Source organism: Roseimarinus sediminis (genome assembly GCF_050433125.1).
GTDB lineage: Bacteria > Bacteroidota > Bacteroidia > Bacteroidales > Prolixibacteraceae > Roseimarinus > Roseimarinus sediminis.
In genome coordinates this window covers 1-24,956 of record NZ_JBNPXV010000002.1, presented here as the reverse complement: position 1 = coordinate 24,956, position 24,956 = coordinate 1, and the positions used below count along the sequence as shown (strand labels likewise).

Sequence of the window (24,956 nt, the reverse complement as noted above, 5' to 3'; positions counted from 1 at the left end):
ACCCGTGAATCATTTTATAACGAATGATTCCAAATATAAAATACAGCTAAAGTTTACTTAACCAGCGTCATTTCATCGACCAGATGGCCTGCTTCGGCAAATACATCAATTACCCAAAGCACATAACGAATATCTACGTTGATGCATTTTTGCAATTCGGGTTCAAAGGCAATGTCGCCACTCATGGCTTCCCAGTTACCATCGAAGGCAATGCCGATCAGTTCCCCGTTTTTGTTCAGCACAGGACTCCCCGAGTTTCCTCCGGTAATGTCGTTATTCGAAATAAAACAGGTATGCAATTCACCTGCCGGACTTGCATATTGTCCGTATTCACCGGCATGGTAAAGCTCCTTTAAACGGGGCCACACATCGAATTCACGATCGCCGGGTATTTCTTTTTCGATATAACCACTAAGGGTTGTATAGTAATTGTACTCCACGCCGTCGCGTGGTTCGTAACCATAAATTGAACCATAGGTTAAACGCATGGTCGAATTGGCATTGGGGTAGTACTGCTGATCATTGTTCATTTCGAGCAAGCCCCCCAGGAACAGACGGTAGCCTTTTGTCAGGGCAGTCTGCTCCTCTTTATTGTCTTCGAGGGCCAGCGAGCGGGCATCAAAAATTGCAATTGCAGCCTGGTAGGCAGGATCTTTTGCAATGCTTTTGTGTTTTGGATTATCGAGGAAGCTCATCATTGCTGCCTGATCATTCATCATGCTTTTAGCAAAAAGCTTTTCACTCCACTTGCTGTAGTCGCCTTTGTATTTCGAACGTATATCGGAAATAAATTCCGGATGATAACGCGTCTCAATGTCGTTAACAAAAATTTCTGTCAGTGCGGCCACAATTCGCCGGTCGGTTTCGGCATCATAATCCTTGAAATATTCAATCGCCAGTTCTCGCAGCTTCTCTGTTTCTTCTTTTATTTTTTCCTCATTGCTGTCTTTTTTCAACAAACCCTCGAGGGTTTGAAAACGACGGGCCATCATAAAAATCTCAGGACCACGCAGAAAAGCTTCGGCAAGATAGTTCAGGGCTTTATCATCGTTTTGGTCGGCATAGGCATTTTCGATCATAGCGAGCGCTTCGCCATACCTGGCCTTTCGTTCATCGTCTTGCTTCACCCAGGCATCGAATGCTTTTTCTACTGCTTCTTTTTTAGCCACAACACCCAGGCGTTCGAGCCCTCTGTTTTGGCCAATACTGTATTTGTAGTAGTTTGAACTACGGGCATGCTTACTGGCATACTGAATGGTTGCCTTGTCGCTTCCGGCCATGTATTCGCGTATAATATCGAGTTTGGCTTTGCGCAGGTTGATACGGGTTGAGTTAATCACATTCATGGTAAATTCAACCCCATCGGAAGTCAGATAGCGGTCGGTCGAACCGGGATATCCCATCACCATGGCAAAATCGTTCTCCTGATAGCCTTTAAGTGAAACCGGGAAGAAATGACGCGGCTTCATGGGAACATTTTCCTCAGAATATTCGGCAGGCGTTCCATCGGGTGCTGCATAAATGCGAAACATCGAAAAGTCGCCGGTATGACGGGGCCACATCCAGTTATCGGTATCACCGCCAAATTTCCCGATAAAGTGAGGTGGTGCACCTACCAAACGCACATCTCTAAAGGTCTCATAAACAAAAAGCAGGTATTGGTTATCGCTGAAAAAGCTTTTTACTCTGGCTTCATAATGCGTATCTTTCACTGCTTCGCTTTCCAGATCTGCACTCACCGAACGAATGCTGTCGGCGCGTTCTGCTTCTGTCATCTCATCGTTAAGGCCGGCCAGCACCTGCGCTGTCACATCCTCAACCCTTACCAGAAAGGAAACAAACATCCCTTTATTGGGCAGCTCTTCGGCATGATTTTTAGCCCAGAAACCATCGCGTAAAATATTCTGTTCCTCACTCGAATGTTTCTGAATTTGCCCGTAACCACAATGATGGTTGGTAAGAAATAAACCTTCGGCTGAAACCAGTTCACCGGTACACGATCCGCCGTTGAGCGAGATCACCGCATCCTTCAGACTGGCGCTGTTGATATTGTAAATATCATCGGCTGAAAGTTCTGCCCCCAGCTCACTCATTGTATTAACGTTTACCTTGTTCAACAAGGAAGGCAGCCACATGCCCTCGTCGGCCTGCAATGCTGTTATGCTCAACATCGCCGTAAGCAGCATTATCACTTTGTAAATCTTCATAAATAATAATTTGTCGTGTAATATTGATTTTTAATTTTTTCAAAATAAGCACCCATCCGGTAGCTACAGTCAACACCGGTTTCACCAACTTCCTATTGATAATGGCAAAAACAAAGGAATTAAAATACCACGCTTCCCTGTTCGTGATAAGTCGATAAAAATTAAGTCCCCTGTTCAACTAAAAAACGGCCACTAATATAACAGTAATTCGTAACATTTGAACAATTTAGCTAATTCCTGACTTATGCCCCGGCCATCGTATCGCAATAAAAAAACACCCAATTCTGCCTGTTTGGCAAAGGCTTGAAACAACTGTTGAAAATGTTACACTTTAAAAGATTACAAATAGGTACACAGGTTTAATGCTACATTACAAAAGTTTTGGCCGAAATGTTGAAGAACTTCTAAACCATTAAAAATCAAGTTCCAGTTGTTGGGAAAAGAGACGGAACGTGCGACGGTGTAAGCGACAGGGGCCCAGCCTAATCAGTGCATCGCGGTGATCTTTGGTTGGATAGCCTTTGTTTCGCTCCCATCCGTAGCCGCCAAATTCCTTTGCCTGCTCAAGCATGTAGTCGTCGCGAAAAGTTTTGGCCAGTACCGAGGCCGCAGCAATGGAGTGGTACTTTCCATCGCCCTTCACAATGCACGCATGCGGAATGGTACCATAAGGCTGAAACCGGCTTCCATCGATAATGAGGTGCTCGGGCTGAATGCTCAACTGATCGATGGCACGATGCATGGCCAGCCACGATGCTTTCAATATGTTAATCTGGTCAATTTCGTTGTTGTCGACCACACCAACAGCCCAGGCCAGTGCTGCTTCGATGATGAGTGGCCGAAGCTGGTAACGCTGCTTTTCGCTGAGTTGTTTTGAATCGTTTAACAAGGGAAGTTCAAAACCGGGAGGAAGAATTACCGCAGCGGCATAAACAGGTCCGGCCAGGCAACCCCGCCCGGCTTCGTCGCATCCGGCTTCCACAGCGTTCTTTTTATAGAAAGGAAGTAGTTTTGCTTTCCTGTTCATTCCAGTGTCTTTTCAATCGAGTTCCAAACTGTTCGGGCCGTTTGATCCCAGGTGAATTGCACACATTGCTTCTGTCCTTTAATGATCAGGCTCTTGCGCAAATCGGGATGTTGAGCCAGCTGGGAAAAAGCACGCGCAATTTCATCGCTTGAAAAAGGATCGACCAGCAGTGCAGCATCGCCGGCCACCTCGGGCAGCGATGTGGCATTGGCACAAATTACCGGCACATCACAACTCATGGCTTCAACAACGGGAATACCAAAACCTTCGGCGAAGGAAACCAGGGCAAGCGCATCGGCACTGGCCAGTACCAGGTGCAAAACCTCGCTTGACAAACGGCCGGTAAACACCAGATCGTCTTTAAATTTCATGTTGCTGATCATGCTGTTGAGATAGCTTTTCTTCCACATGGGTTCACCTACAAACAAAAGTTGATATCCCAGTTCATCGTTCTCTTTGAATTTATCAAAGGCTTCGAGCAGGCCGGCAATGTTCTTGCGCGGGTTGCGCGATCCGATGTAAATGAAATAGGGCGCTCCCGCTGTAAACTGCTTTCTGATTTCGTGTTTAACTTCATCGCCTACTGCGGTATAAGAAGGATTTACCCCGTTGTATGCCACATCGATTTTTTCGGGATCCACCTTCATGTTCAATGCAATGTCGTTCTTACTGTATTCCGATACGGTTACAATGCGTTTGGCTTTTTTCGCAAAACGCGGAAAGAAATAGTTATAGTACGAGCGGACCAGCCAGGGAAAATCCTCGGGTCGGTGTACAAAGTTGATATCGTGAATCACATCAAGAACAGGAATACCGGTATTCAGAGGCATCCATCCATCGGGTGAGAAAAACAAAGCAGGCCGGTGCTGCCTGAGTTGCGCCGCAATTTCCATTTCATAATGCCACATCCACAAAAACGGGTGTCGCGAAGGAAGGACCGTTTTGATCGGTGTTACATTCGATGCATATATAAAGGACTCATCCCAGGGGCGGTCGAACATAAACAGAAACTGATGTTCGGGATGATTCAACACCATGCGTTTCAATGTTTCGTGAGCAAACCAGCCGATTCCCTCAAGCCTGTTTTTCAATAAGTGTTGCGTATTGACTGCTATCTTCATTTGTGTTTTTTACGGGTAAAGCAAAATACGGAAATTTACTTGTTTTTATCAGCATCCGGGATCCATTAATTTTGGTATACTTCCAAAATTCAGTGCGGCTGATAAAATTAAACCGCTTTCATTGGATATAAGCTACAAAGGTTGTTACTTTACCACCTTGAAAATCTAAGAACAGGACTTTGAAGCGGAAGTTTTTTACAAACCTGATTTTATTACTGGCAGTTAATATTCTGGTTAAGCCCTTCTGGTTATTTGGTATCGACCGTAAAGTTCAGATAGTTACCGGTGACGACTATGGCCTGTATTATTCATTGTATGCCTTATCGCTCACCCTCAACATTCTGCTTGATCTGGGCATCACCAATTACAATAACCGGAACATTGCACGTTACCAGCACCTGTTACCCAAGCACATGGGTAACATACTGGGAATTAAGCTGGCACTCGCCATTGGCTACAGCATCATTGCACTCAGTATGGGGCTTATACTTGACTACAACGGTACCCAGTTCCATCTCTTGTTCTTTCTCATTTTCAACCAGTTTCTGTTGCAAATGATTCTGTACCTGCGGTCGAATCTGAGTGCACTTCATCTCTTTACAACCGACAGCCTGGTTTCGGTGCTCGACCGAATTTTCATGATTGCCTTTTGTGGCATTTTGCTCTATACCAATATTGCAGGAGGGCAATTCCGCATACAATGGTTTGTATATATTCAGTCTATTTCCTACTTGCTTGCTGCGCTTATCATCTTCATGATTGTACTCCAAAAAGCAGGCAGGGTGAAGGTGGCATTTCATCTCAATTTCAGCCTTGTATTTTTAAAGAAAACCTACCCTTATGCCATTCTTATTTTGTTGATGGCTTTTTACAACCGCTTCGACACTGTACTGATCGAAAGTCTGCTTCCACAGGCTGAAGCCTTTCGACAGGTAAGCATTTACACTCACGGATTCCGGTTTTTAGACGCTGCATCGATGTTTGGGGTGCTGTTTGCCGGCATGCTGCTTCCCATTTTTTCGAGAATGATTAAGATGAAACAAAGCATCGAAGAAATGACCAACTTTGCCTTTTCACTCATCATTTTTATTTCGCTGACCATCGCTACCAGCTCCTTCTTCTATCAATATGAGATCATGGAATGGATGCAATACGATCATGTAGCCGAGTCGGCTCCGATTTTTGCCATCCTGATGTTCGGTTTTATCCCCATCACCACTACCTACATTTTTGGCACCCTGCTGACTGCCAACGGAAGCATCAGGCAGCTTAACATTATGGCGGCATTCGGGATGGTGATCAACATCACGCTCAACCTGATCATGATCCCTAAAATGCAGGCTCTGGGTGCAGCTTATGTGAGCCTGTTTACACAAAGCATCACGGCCATTGCACAGGTAGCCATTGCCGTGCGCATTTTCAAATTTAAGCTGAATGTGAAACTTATTACCAGGATACTGGCCTTTGTACTTTTGCTGGTGGGTGCCGGTCTGCTAAGCCGCCTGTTCAGCAACGCACTGCTGGGCTTCTTTGCCATGCTTGTAATGGCCACCCTGTTTGCCCTTGCTGTACGCCTGATCAGCCTCAGGGGCATGATTAATCTGGTACGTAACCCTGAAGCATAGTATGATCAGCAAGAACATAACTCCTTCAGAATTATTCAACAACAGTCGCTATGAACTGATCGAAACTGTTTCGTACGACGAATTAAAACCCTTTATCCTTCGGACCATTCAAAAGAAATCACGCCTTATCACCTTCTACAGTGTGCTTCAAATTATTGCATTAACAGCACTGGCTGCGCTTGTCGTCTTCTTCATCTTTCGTTCTGTCAGCGCGCGAAGCATCGATGAAGCCCTCTTAGGACTGGGTGCATCGCTGATCTTTTCGTTTACGCTGCTGATTCCGCTGCACGAAGCCATTCATGCCCTGGCCTTTTTGTTAGCTGGAAAACGTTCGATTGGCTTTGGTGCCGACCTGAAGAAATTTATTTTTTATGCCGAAGCGCACCGACAGGTGGTAAATCAAGGTGAAATGACTTTTGTTGCACTTGCTCCCCTGTTTACCATTGCACTCGTTAGTATATTGCCCGGTATTTATTTTTGGAATACGCCTGCGGTGTGGTTCTTTGCCGGGATCTTTCTGCTTCATTTTTTGTTTTGTGCAGGCGACATGGCCATGATTGCCTATTTCAGGCAGGAAGATGAAATTCTGAGCTTCGATGACCGGAACGAAAGACGAAGCTATTTCTTTCGGGTTAAAAACGAAAGCAACTAAAAACGGGCTAAAAACTCGTGAAGCTTTACTTCATGCTCAATTTTCAGCTTCTTTCTTAAACGGTAACGGGCAATATCGACACTGCTCATGGCCTTGTTGGTAAGCGAGGCAATTTCCTTGCTGCTCATGTTTAGCCTTAGAAAATGACACAACTTTATTTCTTCACTGCTCAGTTTGGGATAGCTGCGTAAAAGTGCTTCGGAAAAACCCGGATGTACGTTCTGGAAATAATCCTGGAACAACTCCCACGAATTGTTTCGCATGTTGGCTTTCAGGCGGTTAACACGCTCCTTAATGTCCTTTTGCCTGAAATGATCGATGTTGTTGCACGAGCCCATCACTTCATCGCAAAGCTTCATTAATTCGCCCATCAACTGGTCGTTTTGATGATTGATGCCCGACAAGGTGGTGAGTTCCCAGTTTTTCATGCGCAGTGTTTCTTTGTAATAGCTATCGAGCAATAGCACTGAACGTATGCGCGCCTGTAATTCAACCGGCTCAACCGGTTTGCGGATAAAGTCGATAACACCTGCATCGAAAGCCGTTTTGAGATCATCGACCGAAGTCATCCGGCCGGTGATCATGATGACGGGAATTTCCCTTAATTTGGGCAGCTGTTTCAACTCCTTCACGGTATCGATGCCATTTTTTACCGGCATGTCCCAATCGATTATCATCAGGTTGGGTTCCGTTTTCTGAATGACTGAAAGTGCCATTTCACCATTAAAGGCTGCCAGCACTTCGTAGGCATTGCGGCTTAAAATATCACTCATCCAGTCGACAATGGAAGCTTCATCGTCGACTATCAAAATCTTTTGCGTCTGCATGTTGCTATTATTTCAACTTAAATAAGGGGCATGATCTCCTGTACAAAGCTTGTCACGGTCATTTCAAGCTCTTTTGCCGCCCCCGAAACGGCCTCACTGCCTATCACATGTCCGCCGGCATCGGGAAAGGCCACTTTTCGTTTAAAACTTTCTGGAGTTCCCAGTTGGTCGAACATCTTCAGCATGGCATCCACCCGAACCACCTGATCCTGTTCTTCTTCATTTTTATAATAATAGCCCAGGAAAAGGGGCTGCTTCACGCGTTCAAACAAATCGGCATTCATGGTTTCCTTCAGCAGGAGGCTGAGATAGATGGTACTTTCCCAACGGTAGGTACTGTACCAGTACTTTTGTTCTGCCTCGCTTTCCTGTTCTACCTGCCGCATTTTGCCGCCACCTGCCGAAACGCGCGCTATCTGCAGGCCCCAGGGCATGGGCAACAAAAAGGCTGCGGGGTTGTTGATGGCAATATTGGGTGAAAGCAAGACCAAAACATGGACCAGCTCAGGAAAGTCGGCGGCCAGTTTCAAAGCCAGCGTGCCTCCGGTTGAGGTGCCCATCACAATCACCGTATCACCAAGAGTTGCCGCAATGAGCAGTGCCTCTTTGGCTGTTTCGTACAAAAGGGATGGTTCCATGTCGATGAGCGGGTCGCTCACATCGAGCCCATGGCCCTGCAAACGGCTAAGATAGCAATTGGCCTGCAATGAACGGGCCAGGCTCACATTCACCGGATAGCCTTCGTACCAGCTGGCACTGTAACCATGCAGGTAAAGTACCGCATGATCCGTTCGGTTTTTCAACGAATCGTTGTTCCAGATAATCCGGGCTTCGTTATCGGGCCTTGTCGGAAAAGCTGCTTCCCGGGCCTGCACATAACTTTCTACATTCGAAATATCATAGCTGGCCTGAGGCAGTTCACCGCTTAAAGGGTGGTGTTTTAGACGGGGGCCCGCAAGGTAGAGCACCAACAGTGCTCCACCGATGATGGCAATCCGGTTTCTGGCTTTCATTTGCTTTTATTTACATTCAATTAACTGTTCCATTTCGACATGGCATCGATGTTTTGCTGGTTAAAAATATTTTTACCTTCGGCCGAATAGAGCAGCTTAAGCTGACTGTCGAAATAATCTACAATTTTTCCCCTTACTATTTTAAGGGTTGAATTCAGTAACTTGTTTTGTTCGTTGAACGACTCAGGCAGAATTACAAAAGCAGCAGGCAACCAGCGATCGGGGAACATACCTTCGTACCTTCCACCGGTGCGGTAGGCCGCTATTTCCTGTTGAATCAGTTCGATCGAAGCACGATTTCCTTCCCCGCTTCCTGTTTTTATACCTTTTGCATTCAGGTGGCGGTTGATGGCCTGAATATTGGGGACAATCATGGCCGTGGTATATGGGCTCTGGTTGTTGTACAACATGCACTGATCGATGTAGGGCGACTGATCGACAAGCGCCTCCTCGATGCCTTCGGGGCTGTATTTTTCGCCGTCGCCCGAAATGAGCAGGCTTTTAAAGCGGCCCAGTACAATCAGAAAGCCGTCGGCATCCATGTAGCCCATGTCGCCGGTATAGAGCCAGCCGTCCTTTACGGTTTCGGCTGTGGCTTTTTCGTTCTTCCAGTAGCCCTTCATTACGTTTCCGCCACGAATTACAATTTCACCCTTTTGCCCCTGCGGCAGTTCCCTGCCCTCGTCATCACAGATTTTCAGGTCGAGGTACTTCACCAAACGTCCCGACGAACCGAACTTGTATGCATGAAGGGCGTTTGACGAAATCACAGGAGAGGCTTCACTCAGACCATAGCCCTGCATGACCGGTATTCCGATGGCCGCAAAAAAACGTTGCAACTCAATGTCGAGCAGGGCGCCACCCCCAATGAAGAATTTCAATTGTCCGCCAAAATTTTGTCTTATTTTACTGAATAAAATCTTATCGTACAGCAGGTATAAGGGCTTAAGCAGCATGCGCCATCCTTTGCCTCTGTTAAACCCAATTCCGTTGTAACTGTAGGCTGTTTTCAGAGCCTGATTAAAAAGCTTTTCGGTGGTTTTGCCTTTGGCCCTGATTCCTCCTTCGATGTTTTTCCTGAAAGCTTTCGACAATGCAGGAACACTCATCATAATGTCGGGTTGAATTTCGTTGATATTCTTTGGAATGTTTTTCAGGGTTTCAAGGGCTGTATTGCCAATTTCCTGGCAGGCAATGCTGGCCCCGTTGTACATGAAGCAATACAAACAGGCCGTGTGGGCAAAGGAATGATCCCAGGGCAGTATGGTGAGTGTTTTGAAATCGGGACCAATTTTCATCAGGGTGTTGGCCTGCCTCACATTCTCGGCAAAATTTTGCTGGCTGAGCATGATTCCCTTTGGATCGGCCGTAGTTCCCGAAGTGTAGGAAATATTGGCCAGATCGTCGGGGCCAATACTTTGCCAGCGCTCATCAAAGGCCTTCCGACTGGCTTCATCTTTCAGCAACTCCTTCCCTTTTTCCGAAATGCTGCTGAATGAAATTTTGTACGCCGCCGGCTGATCGATCTGATCCATGTAAACAATAGTTTCCAAATCGGAGCATTCGTTGTAAATGCTTTCCACCTTATTAACCTGGGTAAAAGAAATGATGACCATGCGGGCACCTGAGTGCTTCAGACGAAAAGCCACATCGATACCGGCTTCGAGTTTCACCGACAGCGGTACATTCACTGCTCCGGCATAAAACATGCCCAGCTCGGCAACAATCCAGTCGAGACGGCCCTCAGCCAGCAGACCGATGCGATCGCCTTTTTGAATGCCTATGGCCATTAAGCCGGCTGCAAAAGTGATGACCCGTTGGTGCACCTCCTTATAGGAAAAACTTTGGTAACGACCGTCGATTTTCTCCCACATGTAAGGTCGGTCGGGAAAATCGCGTACACTGGTTTCAAACAATTCAATTAAGGTCTTCATTGGTTTATCTTGAGTTAGTATTTAGTACAAAGATAGCAGATGTTAGATATTAGACTTTAGATATTAGATTATAGACAAAAGACATTAGATAACTGACTTTGGACTTTAAAGAACGTGTTACGGATGGTTTCAGTTGCTTTGCTTCCCTTGTTCAGCTGCTTTTTCGGGCCTTCCCGGGTACCTGCCAGGCTCCATTTACGTTTTTCCAACGCACCGGTGCTATTTTCCTGCCGGTTTCCGCATTTTTCCGTGCCGCCCGTGCATTTTCCAATGCTGCTTTTCTGTTTTACCAGGCTGACGGTGCATTTTTCCGGCCAGCAAAGGGTATTTTCCATCCCGATCCTGCATTTTTCAGGCTAAATCATGCCTTTTCCAGGCTAAAACTTGCTTTTTCCCTACATGCAGGTGTTTATTTCCAATTATTCTTTCGAGTTTAAAAGTAAGCGTAAAATCAAAAAACGCAAAATATGGTTCAAAAAATGATTCGCTCCCCTATTTGCCTGTAGGCTAAAAGGCCTAGAAAACGACAATGCCCCACCAGTACCTACCAGTAGAATATTTTTCTATCTTTGAGGTCAAAATCAACCATATGTTACTTCATTCTGCTTTTCGTATCGACGAGCGTTCCTCACTGCCCAAGTACAGGCAAATCATCGATCAGGTGATAACAGCCATTGAAAACGGCACCCTGAAAAGAGGTGATAAAATTCCTTCGCTTACACAAATTTGCCGTTTGAATCATCTTTCACGCGATACGGTCATGATGGCCTTTAATGAACTGAAGAGCCGTGGTGTCATCTTTTCGCGCCCCGGGAAGGGCTATTTCGTTCAAAATACGCAAATCGATATCGTGCAGCGGATTTTTGTGCTTTTCGATGAATTGAATGCCTTTAAGGAAGACATGTACAATTCCTTTCTCGGGCATCTGAGTCCCAACACCGATGTCGATATTTATTTTCATCATTTCAATTTTCAGCTATTTAATGAGCTGATAGAAAATGCGGCCGGCAACTATACCGCCTACGTGATTATGCCGGCCACTTTTGATCAGTGCAAAACAGTAATCAGTCAGCTACCCAAAGATAAGGTGTATCTGCTCGACCGTTTAAAACCCGGGCTCACAGACTATCCTGCCATCTATCAGGATTTTGAGAAAGACATTTATGAAGCATTGCTGAGCAGGCAGGACCTGATTAAGAAATACCACGAACTGATCATGGTGCATCCGGGAGGCAAGGAACCCGAAGAAAGGATCAAAGGACTTGAATTGTATGCCCGACAAACTCAAAGCTCTTTTACGCTTGTAAAAAAGAGCGATCAACTTCCGTTAAAAAAGAACAGCTGCTACCTCGTAACATCCGACCGCGAACTGGTTCAACTCATTAAGATGGCTGAAAAGAATCACTTTCAACTGGGTACCGATGTGGGAATTATTTCGTTCAACGACACCATGCTAAAAGAAGTGGTTGCCGGAGGAATTTCCACCATCAGTACCGATTTTATCAAAATGGGGGAAAGCCTGGCACAAATGATCGGCCAACGACAAAAAGAAATCATCAGAAATCCCTGGATGTTTGTTGTCAGAGCATCGGTGTGAGCGGGAGAAATAGATTTTAGACATTAGACAAGAGATATTAGACAAGAGACATTAGACAAGAGATATTAGATAAGAGATATAGACATTAGATTTTAGACAGATGATCGTTTGCGGGAAGGGGTGAACAGTGAATTTCGGCTAAGATTTTTTGAAATGAAAATATCAACTATCTTTACAGCCTACCAGTACCTACCAGTTGGCATAAATTTAAGATCATGAACATAGAAACACTGAAAGAAAAATTCATTGAAAAATATGGTGAAGGAGAAGTAGCCGCTTATTTTTCGCCCGGAAGGGTTAATCTGATTGGAGAACACACCGACTACAATGGCGGATTTGTATTTCCCTGTGCACTGAGTTTTGGCACCTATTGCCTGATCAGAAAAACCGAGCAGAAGCGTTTTCGTTTTGCCTCGCTGAATCTCGATCACAGCGAAGAAATTGCCTTCGACGGGCTGACTACGCCGCTGCCTAAAGGTACCTGGGTGAATTACCCGCTGGGCACCCTTGCACAGTTTGTAAAGCGCGGACTTTTACCCGGGCAGGGTGCCGATTTGCTCTATTACGGCAATGTACCCGGAGGAGCAGGCCTTTCGTCGTCGGCAGCACTCGAAGTAGTGACCGCCGTTGCCATTAACGACCAGTATGCCTACGGACTCGACAAGGTAGAACTGGTTAAAATGGGACAAAAAGCTGAACATGAGTTTGCCGGTGTCAACTGTGGCATTATGGATCAGTTTGCATCGGGCATGGGAGAAAAAGACCGTGCCATCTTTCTGAACTGCGACACCCTCGATTATGAGCTGGTACCTGTTCAACTCGACGGAGTAAAAATTGTGATTGGCAACACCAACAGTCCGCACTCGCTCGATGCCGGACAATACAACGAAAGGGTGGCTCAATGCCAGGCTGCCGTAAAGGCCATTCAGCCCTACCACCCCATTAACAATCTGGGTGAGATCGGCTGGGACGATTTTCTGAAAGTTGAAGACAAGATTGCTGACGAAACGGTTAAGAAACGTGCGCGCCATGTGGTTTCTGAAATCAAGCGTACTGTTGATGCCGTGGGTGCACTGAAGGCCGGAAAACTGGAAGAATTCGGAGCACTGATGAACGGTTCACACGACTCGCTGCGCGACGATTACGAGGTAACCGGCCACGAACTCGACACCATGGTGGAGGAAGCCCGTAAAATTGACGGAGTCATTGGTTCGCGCATGACCGGGGGTGGTTTTGGAGGTTCCACCGTATCGCTGGTGAAAGACGAAGCCGTGGATACCTTCATCGAACAGGTTGGTAAGAATTATGAAGCCCGCACCGGACTGAAACCAGAATTCTATGTCGCCGAAATTGGCCAGGGTGGCCATCGTGTATTATAAAAGGGAGAAGAAAAGCAATGGAAAAATTTAATCTCGAAGATCATCCACATCAGCGTTTCAATCCGCTCAGCGGCGAATGGGTACTGGTATCGCCGCACAGGGCCAAGCGTCCCTGGCAGGGGCAGGTTGAGAAAACACCGGCCGACGATCGGCCTTCGTACGATCCAGGCTGTTACCTATGTCCCGGCAATGAACGGGCAGGCGGAATTAACAATCCGGCTTACAAAGGGCCCTATGCCTTTGTTAACGACTTTAGTGCCTTGTTGGCAGACACGCCGGAGGGTGGTTTTTCCGACGGTGCACTTTTTAGTGCCAAAAGTGTAAGCGGAATTTGCAAGGTAATATGCTTTTCGCCCCAACACAATGTAACCATTCCGGAGATGGAAGTGGATGAGATCAAAGCTGTTGTTGATCTGTGGCAGCATGAATACAGGGAACTGGGTGCCAATCCATCGATCAATTACATTCAGATTTTTGAGAACAAGGGATCGGTAATGGGCTGCAGTAACCCCCATCCGCACGGTCAGATATGGTCGACCAGTGTGATTCCTGTTGAACAGCAAAAAGAAGCTGAACGGCAACTGAATTACTTTCAGTTAAACGGCCGGACTTTGCTGGGTGATTATCTGGACAAGGAACTCGAAAAAGAAGAACGGTTGTTGTGTTCGAACAGCCATTTTGTTGCCCTGGTGCCTTTTTGGGCTGTTTGGCCCTTCGAAGCCATGATTATCAGCCGGGAGCCGCTGGCATCGATCGATCAGTTTGGCGAGGAGGAGAAAAATGCCCTGGCTGATATTTACAAAAAACTAACCATCATGTACGATAATCTGTTTGAGATTTCGTTTCCCTACAGTGCCGGTATACACCAGGCCCCCTGCGACGGAAAGGAACATCCCGAATGGCATTTTCACATGCACTTTTACCCGCCGCTGCTGCGCTCGGCAACGGTGAAGAAGTTCATGGTAGGTTACGAAATGTTGTCGAATCCGCAGCGTGACATTACTCCCGAGACCAGTGCCCGGCGTTTGAGATCGCTTCCACTGGTTCATTACAAGGCGCGCTAAGCAAAACATAATTTGAAATTTTTACCAAAAGGGCTGTTCATTTGCAGCCCTTTTCTTATTTTACCCACTGTAAAATACAACAAAAAGCATCCGAACATGTATGATATTATTGGCGACATCCACGGACACTATGAACAACTGGTAACGCTTCTGAAGACCCTGGGTTATACAAAACACGAAGGGGTATATGCCCATCCCGAACGAAAAGTCATTTTCACTGGCGATATTATTAACCGGGGTCCCAAAATCAGGGCGGCCGTCAATCTGGTACGCAGCATGGTCGATGCCGGAAATGCCATGATGGTACTGGGGAATCACGAACTGAATGCCATCTTGTATGCCACTTTTGATAAGACCACCGGAAAATCGATCCGCAAGCGGCTGGCACGCTACAAGCTTCCCCTGATGAAAACCCTCGAAGCCTATGAAGCTTATCCCGATGAATTTGACTCCCTGATCAAATGGTTCCGGCATCAGCCCTTGTACATCGATCTGGGCGGTATCAGGGTGGTACATGGAGCCTGGAACGATCACTACATTGCCGTGTTTGAAAAACACAGAAACGGAGAAGCCAAGCTGAAAAAAAGCCTCTTGAAAAGCTACCTGAGCGATAAGGAGCTGAATACCGCCATGAACGGATTAATCAAAGGGGAAGAATTTCAACTCCCCAAGGACCTTTTGCTGAAAGACAGCACGGGCATGGTGCGTCGTTCGTTCAGAATAAAATGGTGGGAAGCAGCCCACGAAAAAACATTTAAGGAAATTGCTTTTGGAAATCGTTTTGAACTTCCGGCTTATACCATCCCCAGGGAACTCTTACCCGAGATAAAGCCTTACCCTGAAACGGCACCACCGGTCTTTCTGGGGCATTACTGTCTGAACAAAAAGGCCAAACTTTTCAGGGGCAACATTTGTTGCATCGATACCTGTGTGGTACGGAGTCAGAAACTGACCTGCTACCGCTGGCAGGGCGAACAGGTGCTGACAGATGCGCATTTTGTGCAGGTGTAGCGCCCCGGTGTTTGCAGCGGCCCGTGGCAGGGATTGGAGCGGCATCCTTTGCGGAGTGCAACGGAGCAAAGATACAGCGGAAAGCCCGGTTCCCGGAGTGCAACGGAGGGAAGCCACCCCGGAAATAAAAGAACAAAAAAAACCCCGCTGAGGAGGCGGGGTAAAAAAACTGATTTTATTTATTATTGAGGAAAAAAATAAGGGTTCTTCTTTTTGTGCCGGATCTTCAGGCTGTACCGCCGGCGGGTACTTTATACATCACGCTGCTAAAAGTAACGTGGTGAAAGAATACGCTGTCCACCCTGCCCAAAGGTGTAGCTGAAAAATATCTCGTGGGTGCCGGCATTATAGCCCCTCAAACGCGAATTGGTCAAATCGAAAGCATAGCCCAGCTGCAATCCGTCGCGAATCTCGAAACGGGCATGCGCCCCCATGGCATCACCAAAACGGTACATCAAACCGGCCCACAGCCGCTCGTAAAAAATAAGCGTTGCCGAAACATCGATCGAGAAAGGCGATCCGTTCACCACCCGCATCATGGCCGTAGGCTTGAATTTCATAATGGTATTCACATCGAACAGGGCTCCACCGGTAAGGAAATAGTGGCGCTCTTCGCGTCCCACAATCTCGTAGGTATTTTCGACATCGCTCAGGCTGTTTCGGATCAGCTTGGGGATGGAAAAACCGGCGAAATATTTTGGGGCCCGGTAGTATACCCCTATTCCTGCGTTGAACAGGAACTTAGAGCTGACGGGAGCCAGGGCAATCCAGGTATCGTATTCGTCGGTGGTCAGTTCGCGCAGGTCTTTCTGGAAATAATTGAAGCCTCCTTTAAGTCCCATCGAAAGCCGTGCACCATTGTCGTAATCGATGTGGTAGGCGTAATCCATGTACACCCCGGTTTGGGTAAGCGGGCCAATCTGGTCGTGCAAAAAGGTAAAGCCGACTCCCACATTGTAATTAAAGAATGGTGAGTTCACCGAAAGCGAGGTAGTGGTTGGCTGCCAGTCGAAGCCCACCCACTGCTTACGGAAAATCCCGTTGAAGTTCATGTCTCCGTAGCTGCCTGCATAGGCCGGATTGATCAATACCGGGTTGTTCATGTACTGGGTAAACATGGGATCCTGCTGCGCCAGGCCGCGCAAGGCAGCCAGCATCAGGAACAAAAGGACCATATATTTTAACCAGTGTTTCATTTTCTCTATCGTTCGAGGAACAAAGCCCCTCCTTTTTCTCTTCCGTCGCCGAAAGTAATGATGTAATAATAAACGCCTACCGGAAGTTTACGACTTCCGATGGAAAGCCTTACGTTGGAAGTACCATCCCACTGGTTGTAGTAGCCATCGTAGCTGTACACCTTGTTACCCCAGCGGTTGTATACTTCGAAACGGTTGTTCGGATAATATTGCAAGCCTGAAATTACATAATTGTCGTTTTCTCCATCGTTGTTGGGAGTAAACAACTGCGGTGCAATCACAATGTCTTCGATGGTAATGAAAACAGTGGCCCTGGTACACGACATTCCGTAGAGATCGCATACTTCGTAAACAAAGGAATCGACACCCAGGAAATTGAAATCGGGGGTATAATTGATTACCCAGGTATCACGATCCACTTCAATCTGTCCGTTGGACGGATACTGTATAATGGTGAGCGTCGTTTCGTCGAGCTGGCTCGAGTCGTTCTCGAAGATCGGGATCCAGGCTTCCTGGTCAATACCAATGGTCAGCACATCGTTAACAGCCTGTACATTCCAGGCCTCGTTCACATCGATGATGCCGTTGCCATCGCGGTCTTCCAGTTCTTCACAGCCCAGCAGTCCGTCGCCATCGTGGTCATTGTCGAGGAAATCGGGGATGCCGTCGTTGTCCATGTGATCGTCGAACCAGTCGCCGTTTCCGTTGTAATCTTCGTTGATGGTGAGCACACAGTCGTCATCATCGTCCACGTCGAGGTAGTTGGGAATTCCATCTCCATCGGTGTCGTCGTTCATCGGGTTGCCATCGCCATCAATGTCTTCGAGTGCAGTGGGTACCCCATCGTCGTCGTCGTCGGCATCGAGGTAGTCGGCAATTCCGTCACCATCGCTGTCGTCGTCGCAGGGTGTTCCGTTTTTGTTAATGTCTTCTGCCATATCGGGCACCCCGTCGAAATCGGTATCCAGCATGGGATGATACGTCACGTTGAAGATGACCCATGCCTTTTGTGAAACATTGCCGGCTGCATCGTAAATAACATAGCTCACGCTGTCGGTACCGGTAAAGCAATAGTTGGCTGCATAAACCAGTTCACCTGTTTCGGGGTTCACCCGTATGCTTCCGTTTTGGCTTGAATCGACAAGGCTCACCGAAAGGGAGTCGAGTGCTCCTTCGGGATCGAAGTCATTCAACGAAACCGTCAACACCGCATCGATGGCAGTATAAACATCGAAGGTATCGTTAAGAGCCACCGGAGGCAGATTTTCTGTTACGTTGATGTAAATCACGGCCGTGTCGCATGCAACAATCGGACCATCGTCACAAAGCTGGTAAATAATCGAATCGCGTCCGATGAAGCCTTCTTCCGGGGTGTAAAGCAGGCTTCCATCGCTGTTCACGACAGTGCTTCCTGCGGCAGGGGCACTGATGATCTGCAGCGATGTTGGATCGATGTTGCCATCGGGATCGTAGTCGTTGGCCAGTACATCGATTAAAATTTCATTGTTCTCGAGGGTACTCACCCTGTCGGCATTGGCCATCAATACCTGGTTGGTGTTGATCACCCGTACATACACCATGGCCGTATCACAGCATACAGGGATTCCCCCATCACAAAGGGTGTAAACAAAGGAATCGATGCCGGCAAAAAGCGGTGCCGGAGTATAGGTGATGGTGAAGTCGTCGTTAATCACGGTGCTTCCGTTTGCAGGAGCTGTACTCACAGTAAGCGAAGTGGTATCGATCGATTCTTCGGCATCAAAATCGTTTTTCAGCACATCGATCACAACAGGTGTATGATCGGTGGTTTCGGCCCTGTCGTAAACAGCCACAATGCATTCATTTTCGTGTACCCTTACGAAAACACTGGCAGTGTCGCATTCCTGCGGAACTCCGTTGTCGCATATCCTGTAGGTAAACACGTCGGTACCTTCAAAATCGGGCAGAGGCTGATAGGTGACGGTTCCGTCGCCATTGGAAATGACATTTCCATTTTCCGGATCGCTGATGATGACCAGCGAAGCCGGATCGAGTGCTCCGTCGGGATCAAAGTCGTTGGCCAGCAGGTCGAAGATGCCGCCCTGCCCTATGTAGCGCGAAAAGCGGTCGTTGTTGGCCACCAGCTTGTCGTTAAAATAAAGCTGAAGGCGAACGATGGCCGTATCGCAGGCTCGCAGTTCGTTCAGGTCGCATACAACATACACAAAGGAATCGGGGCCCATGTAGCCCGGATCGGGCGTGTAGCTGATGCTTCCATTTTCATTAATCAGCACTTCGCCATGATAAGGCCCCTGCGAGAGCGAGTCGCGGTAAATGCGCACCGAGGCAGAATCAATTTCATCACCATCGGGATCATAGTCATTGGCCAACACATCGAGATCGATGGTTTCGCTGTACACCGAGGCAGAGTCCCAAACAGCCACCACGGAATTGCTGATACAATTGGGCAGATTTAGCCGTGCACTCAGTTGCTCCAGTTCACCTCCGCGAAGCACATCGACATTCAGTTCGATTACCTCCAGCATTTGCGGGGTGCCGTATACCTTATTCTGTCCGGCACTGGCCTGAGCTTCGGGCCAGATACCCGAACCCGTGAGCGAAGTATCTTCGAGGCTTACCACCACATTGCCTACCGAGTCGTAAATGGTGATGTCGACCGACGAAGGCTGCTGGCCTTCATAGTCGACCTGCCAGGAGTAATGCGGGATATCGCCCACACAGAAAGCATTGGCGATAAGTACCAACGATGGTTCTACCGTAATAATCACACGGGCCGTCCCGGAGCCACCGGGACCTTCAACCTGGTAAACAATGGTGTCGTTTCCTGTAAAACCTTCATCGGGAATGTAAGTCCAAACGCCGCGCCCCGAAGGTACAAGGCTGCCTGAAACAGGCTGATCAATAATAGTCACCGGATAAAGACTGCCCACACCACTGTCGTTGTTCAGCACGTCGAAGACCAGATTACGGCCCGACAAGGTCGTACGCACGTCGTCGGCCAGCACCAGATCAGGCGCTAAACTACAATCGGGGGTGGCCGGAGGATAAAGTACATTGATGGTGGTATCGCGGTTAATGCTGAAACGAATGGTGGATCCATCGCGGCTGTATTCAAAGCCATCGGCTCCTTCGACCCAGCGACCGTTCTGAACGATCCAGCCCGGCCAGTCGGTGGCTTGTCCGCTTTCGTCGGTTTCGGCTCCGGGCCAGAGCAAGGTGCCATTTAAGGGCTGATCGGCCAGCGTGAGTACTTCAACGCCACGACTATCGAACCAGCTGATATCAACAGTAAGTCCTTCGGTACTTTCAAAATTTACGGGAGTCACCAGGTAGTCAACAAAGGGAGCATCCTTTAAACAGTAGCTGTTGGCATCGACTGCCAGGTAGCGGTCCGATTCCACTTCAAACTGAAAAGCCATTTTATTGGAACAGCTTTCATTGTCGAGAACCGATACGCTAAGGAAGTAAGTTCCTTCTTCTTTCCAAAGAATTTCAATCTCATTTTCGCGGCCGGCACCGGGGCTCCTGAGTTCGACCTGCGAAATGCCGGCCTGCGAAGTGAGTTCACGGTCGGTAAATACCTCCCATGTGTATTCTATGATGTTTGATTTACGATCGATCTGGTAGTTTGAGCTTGTACCCAAAGTAACGGTAAAAGAAGTCTGGGCTGCCAAATTAAAGGCAACAAAAAACAATAATAGCAATGTAAGCAACAAGCTATTAACCCTTTTTCTTATCCAAACGTACCGCAAACTGTCCCCGTATATTTTACAAATTAACTACCACTAAATCCTGTAATGGCCGGCATCGGCAGTATGCGGTGGTCGGCATTGTTGTCGGCCGCACTGCTGTCGAGGTTGTCGTCGGCATCCTTGGTCAGGTTGTTGGCTGTAAGCAAGTCCATGTCGAGTTCAAGGCTTACATCCTGCTGGTTAGTTATTTGTACATATACCAATACATAGTCTTCACTGCTGTTAACAGAAACAGTTCCTGTGGCATTGGTTCCGCTGTACAATTCGGTTCCTCCTTCATCGACAAAACGGATGTTTTCGATGCTGAAGGTCTTGCTGCCTGCTTCACTCAATGCATATTCAAACTGCCATGCCAGCACGCTGAACTGACGTTCCACCCTGAACACCAGCTCACTGTAGCCAATGTCGCTGTGGCCTGTTCCGTTCCAGACTGCGTCGACCACGTCGTCGGGACAGCTTTCATCTTCAACATCCGAAGCTGCTGCATTGGGATCGACAGTTCCCGGCGAGGCCGAGCCTGTTACGTCATATACCAGGGCATTGAAATCGGCCGAAATCTGAATATGAAGGGCCATTCGGTTGGTACAGCCCGAAGTTTCGTCGTCCACCTCGAGGTAGACGTAATAATTGGCTGCCTCGGCAATGGTGGTTCCCCACTGAATTTGTACCGAATACACCGCTGTTCCCTCCAGCTGATCGGTTCCGGCATTGTAGCCGCTTGTGATAAAATCGAAATCGCTACCATGTACTGCCCTGGTTGTTCCCGCTGCATTAGTGGTCACGTACCACCTTACGGCGTTATCGTTCCCGGCATCGGTCACGGCAGCAGTGTAGGTATGTGTGGCTCCGCGCCACGGGTTTAAGTAGGTCGACTGGGCACTGGCCCAGAAAGAAATAAATAAGAGCAATATCGTACCCGATATTATTTTTTTCCTCATTGTTCTTTTTTTTCAATCAGGTATTTCTTTAGTCCCCGGTTCCGCTATGGAACCGGGGCACCAAAGAAACTCCTAAATTTCAATGTATGCATTCCTCCGGTTTTTCCTCAAGGGAAAAATAACTCCCAAACCCGGAGGGATATGATCCACTTCGCCCCCTTAAAGCAAAGTGTAGGTCATTAAATGCCACCCATGCCATCGATCAGCGGCATCACCTGGATGGTGTGCTTGGCTGTGTTGTTGGCCGGGTTGCTGTCTGACAGTTGGGTCCGATCTTCCTTCACATCGGATACCCCCAGTGTAACATCGAGGTCGTAGCCCGGGGCGTTTTCGATCGATACGTATACGAGCACCTCATCATCCAAACCGTTGATGGTGTAGCGCTTGTTGGCATCGGGTGTAATCACGCCCGAGTTCACTCCTTCGATGGTAATGATCACATTGTCGAGGCCCAGGTCGGGATCGACCGCGAGCACCGGAACAAAGGACCAGTTGTGGGTATCGCCGGCATCGGCGGTAAGTGTGTTGTCGGTACCGTTCTCCCTGCTCACCCTGAACTGCAGGGTGGTGTATCCGGCGGCATAAGTACCGGCTTCGGGGTTAAACCCGTCGCCTGTACCGGTTGCCGGACAGCTAATGGTATTGTCGACCGGCACGTTTTCACTCAGCAGGTCGAACTGGTTGGGCTGCGGGGTCACTTCGACGTAACGGTAGTTCGAACAGCCGCTGCTGCCACCTGTTACCTCTATCCAGAAGTAATAGGTGTGCAGGGCAGCGCCATTGTTCCACTGTACGTTTACCGAAGCTTTGCCGTCGGCACCCACCATACCAAAGGTATTATCCAAAAAATCGAACTCAGCGGTCATATCATCGTCGTACACGCCACTACCATCGGCACTGGCCGTAAGGTAGAAGTTGTAGCTGTCACCCTGGGTCAATCCGTTCCAGCCATAGCTGTGGATGGCTCCCTCGTAGGGATCGAGCGCTGTACTTTGTGCCTGTGCTGCCAGTGTTAGAAGTGAGAGCAGCAGGAGTGGGATGATATGCTTGAATTGGTTCATATTGTTAATTATTCACCTACAAATCCACCAGAAATACCAGGAATTTCCTTAATAGTTATTGTGGCAGTATTATCAGTTAAATCATAATCTTCTTGAACAACAGCAAGGGTACCATCAACGTCGGAGGGATTAGTTGGTGTTGTACCTCCACTGATATCAAAAGCAATAGCTGCATCACTTCCTTCTGGCATCTGTGCAATACCCCTTATATATATAAACTCAGTACCACTATCTACATTAATCCTATTAATAGTACCTGCTACAGCTGTCCAGGTATCAACTCCATCGAAATATTCCCAATTAGTGGCGTGATTTACACTAGTATGAAAACTCCAATCTGACTGCATTGTTGCAATTGCAGCAGTACGTGTAACTTTATAGTATACATAAACGCTTCCATTTTCTTCAGTACCCTCACTTGATTCAAGTACACTCGCATCTAAATAATTTGCTGGCACAAAACAACTAGCATCTATTGTTTCTTCTTCATTTAGAGCATTAAGTTCTCCTAGAGTTGAATAATCACTATTTGAAGCATCTAATGCATAAATATTAAAGTTAACAATATAGGTTGCTTGAGGTGTTACAGTAACATATCGGTAGTTAGAACAATCACCAAGACCAGGCCCTGTAACTTTAAACCATACATTGTAAGTTTGCACTCCATCACCATCGTTCCAAGTAATTAAAACAGATGCTTCATTACTAGCAACGACTCCTTCACGAGCACCAGTGATAGTATAATCAGAATTAGAAACAACATGTGCTGTATCAGTTCCTGAAGTATTAATACTAAAAGCATATAAATCATTATCTGTTAAACCTGTGAATTTATAGGAGTGCTGTCCACCAATCCATGGCTCCAAAGCAGTACTAGTCTGTGCATTAGCAGCATTACCTGCAATTACCAATGCGATGACCACCATTAAAGTAAAAATTCTTTGTTTCATAACATTTAAAATTTAGGATTTGTAATAAAATTATTTGTTTTCATTTTCATTTTAAATTGCCTTTAAAAAGCTTTTTCTCCTCTCGCATACGGCCATCCGGCCGTTGTGCCGCAGCCTGCGGCGCCAAACTTCCACCATGGGAACGGGTCATAAAACATCCGGGCAGGTATGAATTTGAGGAAGTGCCCGGCAGCATTGCATGCAATGCAGAACGATGGCCTTTGCTGCTGTAGAACAGCAACAGGGCCATGGGAAGCAAAAGACTGAATATGGGGTAAAAAAGGTTGAATTCAAAGGAAAGGATCAGGGTGCTGTATACAAACAACAAAAATACGGTTATGTCAAAATAACCCTGCGTAAGGCTCATGGCTGGCACAAGCGCTAAGATTTGCTTAATCGTAAGTACGTAATTTTCCCTCATCCTGTTAAACACCATTGTATGGATCTTGTGTTGTTCATCCTCACGGAAAAACCACGGATAGTTCGTATTTAAACGAGCGGGAAGCTTAAAAAAAACAGCTCAATTTACCCTTACAGGTGTTCACGTAGCACCTGTTGCTGTTGTTTTTAAATGGCAGGGAAGCATGTAAATAAACAATACCCCGTTTCTTTCCTCATATCTCTTGGTTTTCCTCTTTGCCTTTGGTTTAGTTCCTCATACATGTACCAAAATGCACGGTAAAAAAACAACAATTATTTCAAAATATTACAAGCTGAATGTTAAATCTCCTACTGCTTTTGACGAAGCAGCAAATATTAGTGACTAACAGCAGCTTTCGTACGACCAAGTCTAAAATAATAATGATTGGCACTTGTATATAAAACACAAGTAAACAACATCGCTAGGGTCTGAAATGTTCGTTGCAAACAAAACTAGTAAAAAAATCGGATAATTGGAACGCTTGTGCTGTATATCAGTAAGAAAGCACGCAAAGGCGGATAAGAAAGCACGCAAAGGCGCTGAGACGCAAAGGAATGTGGGAAGCAATGGAAAGCGATGGAAAGCGATGGAATGCAATAGGAAACAGTTGAAGGCAATTGAAAATTGAAAGCGATTGAAGACAGTTGTCCTAATGAGCGCGATGGCAACAGGCTAAAAAAAGCACGCAAAGGCGCGGAGGCGCAAAGGTGTGGAAAGCGATGGAAAGTGATGGAAAGCGATGGAAAGCGATGGAAAGCAATAGGAAGCAATTGAAAGCAATTGTACAAATGAGCGCGATGGCAACAGGCTAAAAAAAGCACGCAAAGGCGCGGAGGCGCAAAGGTGTGGAAAGCGATAGAATGCAATTGAAAGCAATAGGAAACGCTTGCTGGTTGCTGCGGTGACCTTTCGACGTTAGGAGAATATTTCAAGGGGGCTGGATGCTCGTTACTGAGGATAGTGGAGTGCTAACTTGTTTCTCCACGGCTTACTCAGGTACTCAGGAACTCAGGAACTCAGGAACTCAGGCACTTAAACACCACAAATAAATAAGCCCGACTCTCTTGCGAGAACCGGGCTTTACTTTAAGTTGGCGGCGACCTACTCTCCCACATTGCTGCAGTACCATCGGCGCTGTCGGGCTTAACTTCTCTGTTCGGTATGGGAAGAGGTGGGACCCC

The 24,956-nt window shown here is 47.2% G+C and carries 19 protein-coding genes and 1 rRNA gene; 6 read left to right on the top strand and 14 right to left on the bottom strand.

Features of this window, described 5'->3' with window-relative positions:
* Positions 1 to 53: 53 nt before the first annotated feature.
* The 3 genes from FHS86_RS03095 to FHS86_RS03085 form a co-directional block, all read right to left on the bottom strand.
* Positions 54 to 2,207 (bottom strand): S46 family peptidase, encoded by a 2,154-nt coding sequence (locus FHS86_RS03095; RefSeq protein WP_429411033.1) that lies wholly within the window; start codon positions 2,205 to 2,207, stop codon positions 54 to 56.
* 412 nt (positions 2,208 to 2,619) lie between these two features.
* A complete protein-coding gene (locus FHS86_RS03090; RefSeq protein WP_429411031.1) occupies positions 2,620 to 3,234 on the bottom strand; it encodes a ribonuclease HII in 615 nt (204 codons plus the stop codon).
* On the bottom strand, positions 3,231 to 4,355 hold the full coding sequence (locus FHS86_RS03085; RefSeq protein WP_429411029.1) for a glycosyltransferase family 4 protein: 1,125 nt from the start codon (positions 4,353 to 4,355) through the stop codon (positions 3,231 to 3,233). Before FHS86_RS03085 ends, FHS86_RS03090 begins: the two co-directional genes overlap by 4 nt.
* A 179-nt stretch (positions 4,356 to 4,534) precedes the next feature.
* Here FHS86_RS03085 and FHS86_RS03080 point away from each other — a divergent pair, with 179 nt between their 5' ends.
* Positions 4,535 to 5,980: an oligosaccharide flippase family protein gene (locus tag FHS86_RS03080; protein WP_429411027.1), complete on the top strand. Its 1,446-nt coding sequence runs from the start codon at positions 4,535 to 4,537 to the stop codon at positions 5,978 to 5,980.
* 1 nt (position 5,981) lies between these two features.
* Positions 5,982 to 6,632, top strand: a complete 651-nt coding sequence (locus FHS86_RS03075) for a DUF3267 domain-containing protein (protein ID WP_429411025.1) — start codon at positions 5,982 to 5,984, stop codon at positions 6,630 to 6,632.
* On the opposite strand, the gene FHS86_RS03070 is transcribed toward FHS86_RS03075, so the two are convergent.
* From FHS86_RS03070 to FHS86_RS03055, 4 genes are all read right to left on the bottom strand, one after another.
* Positions 6,629 to 7,459, bottom strand: a complete 831-nt coding sequence (locus FHS86_RS03070) for a response regulator (protein WP_429411023.1) — start codon at positions 7,457 to 7,459, stop codon at positions 6,629 to 6,631. The genes FHS86_RS03075 and FHS86_RS03070 overlap by 4 nt on opposite strands.
* Positions 7,460 to 7,476: 17 nt before the next feature.
* A complete protein-coding gene (locus FHS86_RS03065; protein ID WP_429411021.1) occupies positions 7,477 to 8,472 on the bottom strand; it encodes an alpha/beta hydrolase in 996 nt (331 codons plus the stop codon).
* A gap of 20 nt (positions 8,473 to 8,492) precedes the next feature.
* Positions 8,493 to 10,406 (bottom strand): AMP-dependent synthetase/ligase, encoded by a 1,914-nt coding sequence (locus FHS86_RS03060; RefSeq protein WP_429411019.1) that lies wholly within the window; start codon positions 10,404 to 10,406, stop codon positions 8,493 to 8,495.
* Between the two features lie 68 nt (positions 10,407 to 10,474).
* Positions 10,475 to 10,741 (bottom strand): hypothetical protein, encoded by a 267-nt coding sequence (locus FHS86_RS03055; RefSeq protein ID WP_429411017.1) that lies wholly within the window; start codon positions 10,739 to 10,741, stop codon positions 10,475 to 10,477.
* 254 nt (positions 10,742 to 10,995) lie between these two features.
* Between FHS86_RS03055 and FHS86_RS03050 the strand changes: the two genes are divergently transcribed.
* The 4 genes from FHS86_RS03050 (at position 10,996) to FHS86_RS03035 (ending at position 15,457) form a co-directional block, all read left to right on the top strand.
* The gene (locus FHS86_RS03050; protein ID WP_429411015.1) at positions 10,996 to 12,003 is read left to right on the top strand and encodes a GntR family transcriptional regulator; all 1,008 of its coding nucleotides are present in this window, start codon (positions 10,996 to 10,998) and stop codon (positions 12,001 to 12,003) included.
* A gap of 215 nt (positions 12,004 to 12,218) precedes the next feature.
* Positions 12,219 to 13,382, top strand: a complete 1,164-nt coding sequence (locus tag FHS86_RS03045) for a galactokinase (RefSeq protein WP_429411013.1) — start codon at positions 12,219 to 12,221, stop codon at positions 13,380 to 13,382.
* Between the two features lie 17 nt (positions 13,383 to 13,399).
* On the top strand, positions 13,400 to 14,446 hold the full coding sequence (locus FHS86_RS03040; RefSeq protein ID WP_429411011.1) for a UDP-glucose--hexose-1-phosphate uridylyltransferase: 1,047 nt from the start codon (positions 13,400 to 13,402) through the stop codon (positions 14,444 to 14,446).
* A 96-nt stretch (positions 14,447 to 14,542) separates the two neighbouring features.
* The gene (locus FHS86_RS03035) at positions 14,543 to 15,457 is read left to right on the top strand and encodes a metallophosphoesterase (protein ID WP_429411009.1); all 915 of its coding nucleotides are present in this window, start codon (positions 14,543 to 14,545) and stop codon (positions 15,455 to 15,457) included.
* A 266-nt stretch (positions 15,458 to 15,723) separates the two neighbouring features.
* On the opposite strand, the gene FHS86_RS03030 is transcribed toward FHS86_RS03035, so the two are convergent.
* The 7 genes from FHS86_RS03030 to rrf form a co-directional block, all read right to left on the bottom strand.
* Positions 15,724 to 16,632: a PorP/SprF family type IX secretion system membrane protein gene (locus FHS86_RS03030; protein WP_429411007.1), complete on the bottom strand. Its 909-nt coding sequence runs from the start codon at positions 16,630 to 16,632 to the stop codon at positions 15,724 to 15,726.
* A gap of 26 nt (positions 16,633 to 16,658) precedes the next feature.
* On the bottom strand, positions 16,659 to 20,369 hold the full coding sequence (locus tag FHS86_RS03025) for an Ig-like domain-containing protein (RefSeq protein WP_429411006.1): 3,711 nt from the start codon (positions 20,367 to 20,369) through the stop codon (positions 16,659 to 16,661).
* 59 nt (positions 20,370 to 20,428) lie between these two features.
* The gene (locus FHS86_RS03020) at positions 20,429 to 21,343 is read right to left on the bottom strand and encodes a hypothetical protein (protein WP_429411004.1); all 915 of its coding nucleotides are present in this window, start codon (positions 21,341 to 21,343) and stop codon (positions 20,429 to 20,431) included.
* A 179-nt stretch (positions 21,344 to 21,522) separates the two neighbouring features.
* Entirely contained in the window at positions 21,523 to 22,404 is an 882-nt protein-coding gene (locus tag FHS86_RS03015) for a hypothetical protein (protein ID WP_429411002.1), read from the bottom strand.
* Positions 22,405 to 22,412: 8 nt separating this feature from the next.
* On the bottom strand, positions 22,413 to 23,354 hold the full coding sequence (locus FHS86_RS03010) for a hypothetical protein (protein ID WP_429411000.1): 942 nt from the start codon (positions 23,352 to 23,354) through the stop codon (positions 22,413 to 22,415).
* Positions 23,355 to 23,400: 46 nt separating this feature from the next.
* Positions 23,401 to 23,775 carry a hypothetical protein gene (locus FHS86_RS03005; RefSeq protein ID WP_429410998.1) on the bottom strand — a complete coding sequence of 125 codons (375 nt, stop codon included), beginning with the start codon at positions 23,773 to 23,775 and terminating at the stop codon, positions 23,401 to 23,403.
* Between the two features lie 1,088 nt (positions 23,776 to 24,863).
* Positions 24,864 to 24,956, bottom strand: a 5S ribosomal RNA gene (rrf, locus tag FHS86_RS03000); the annotation flags it as partial.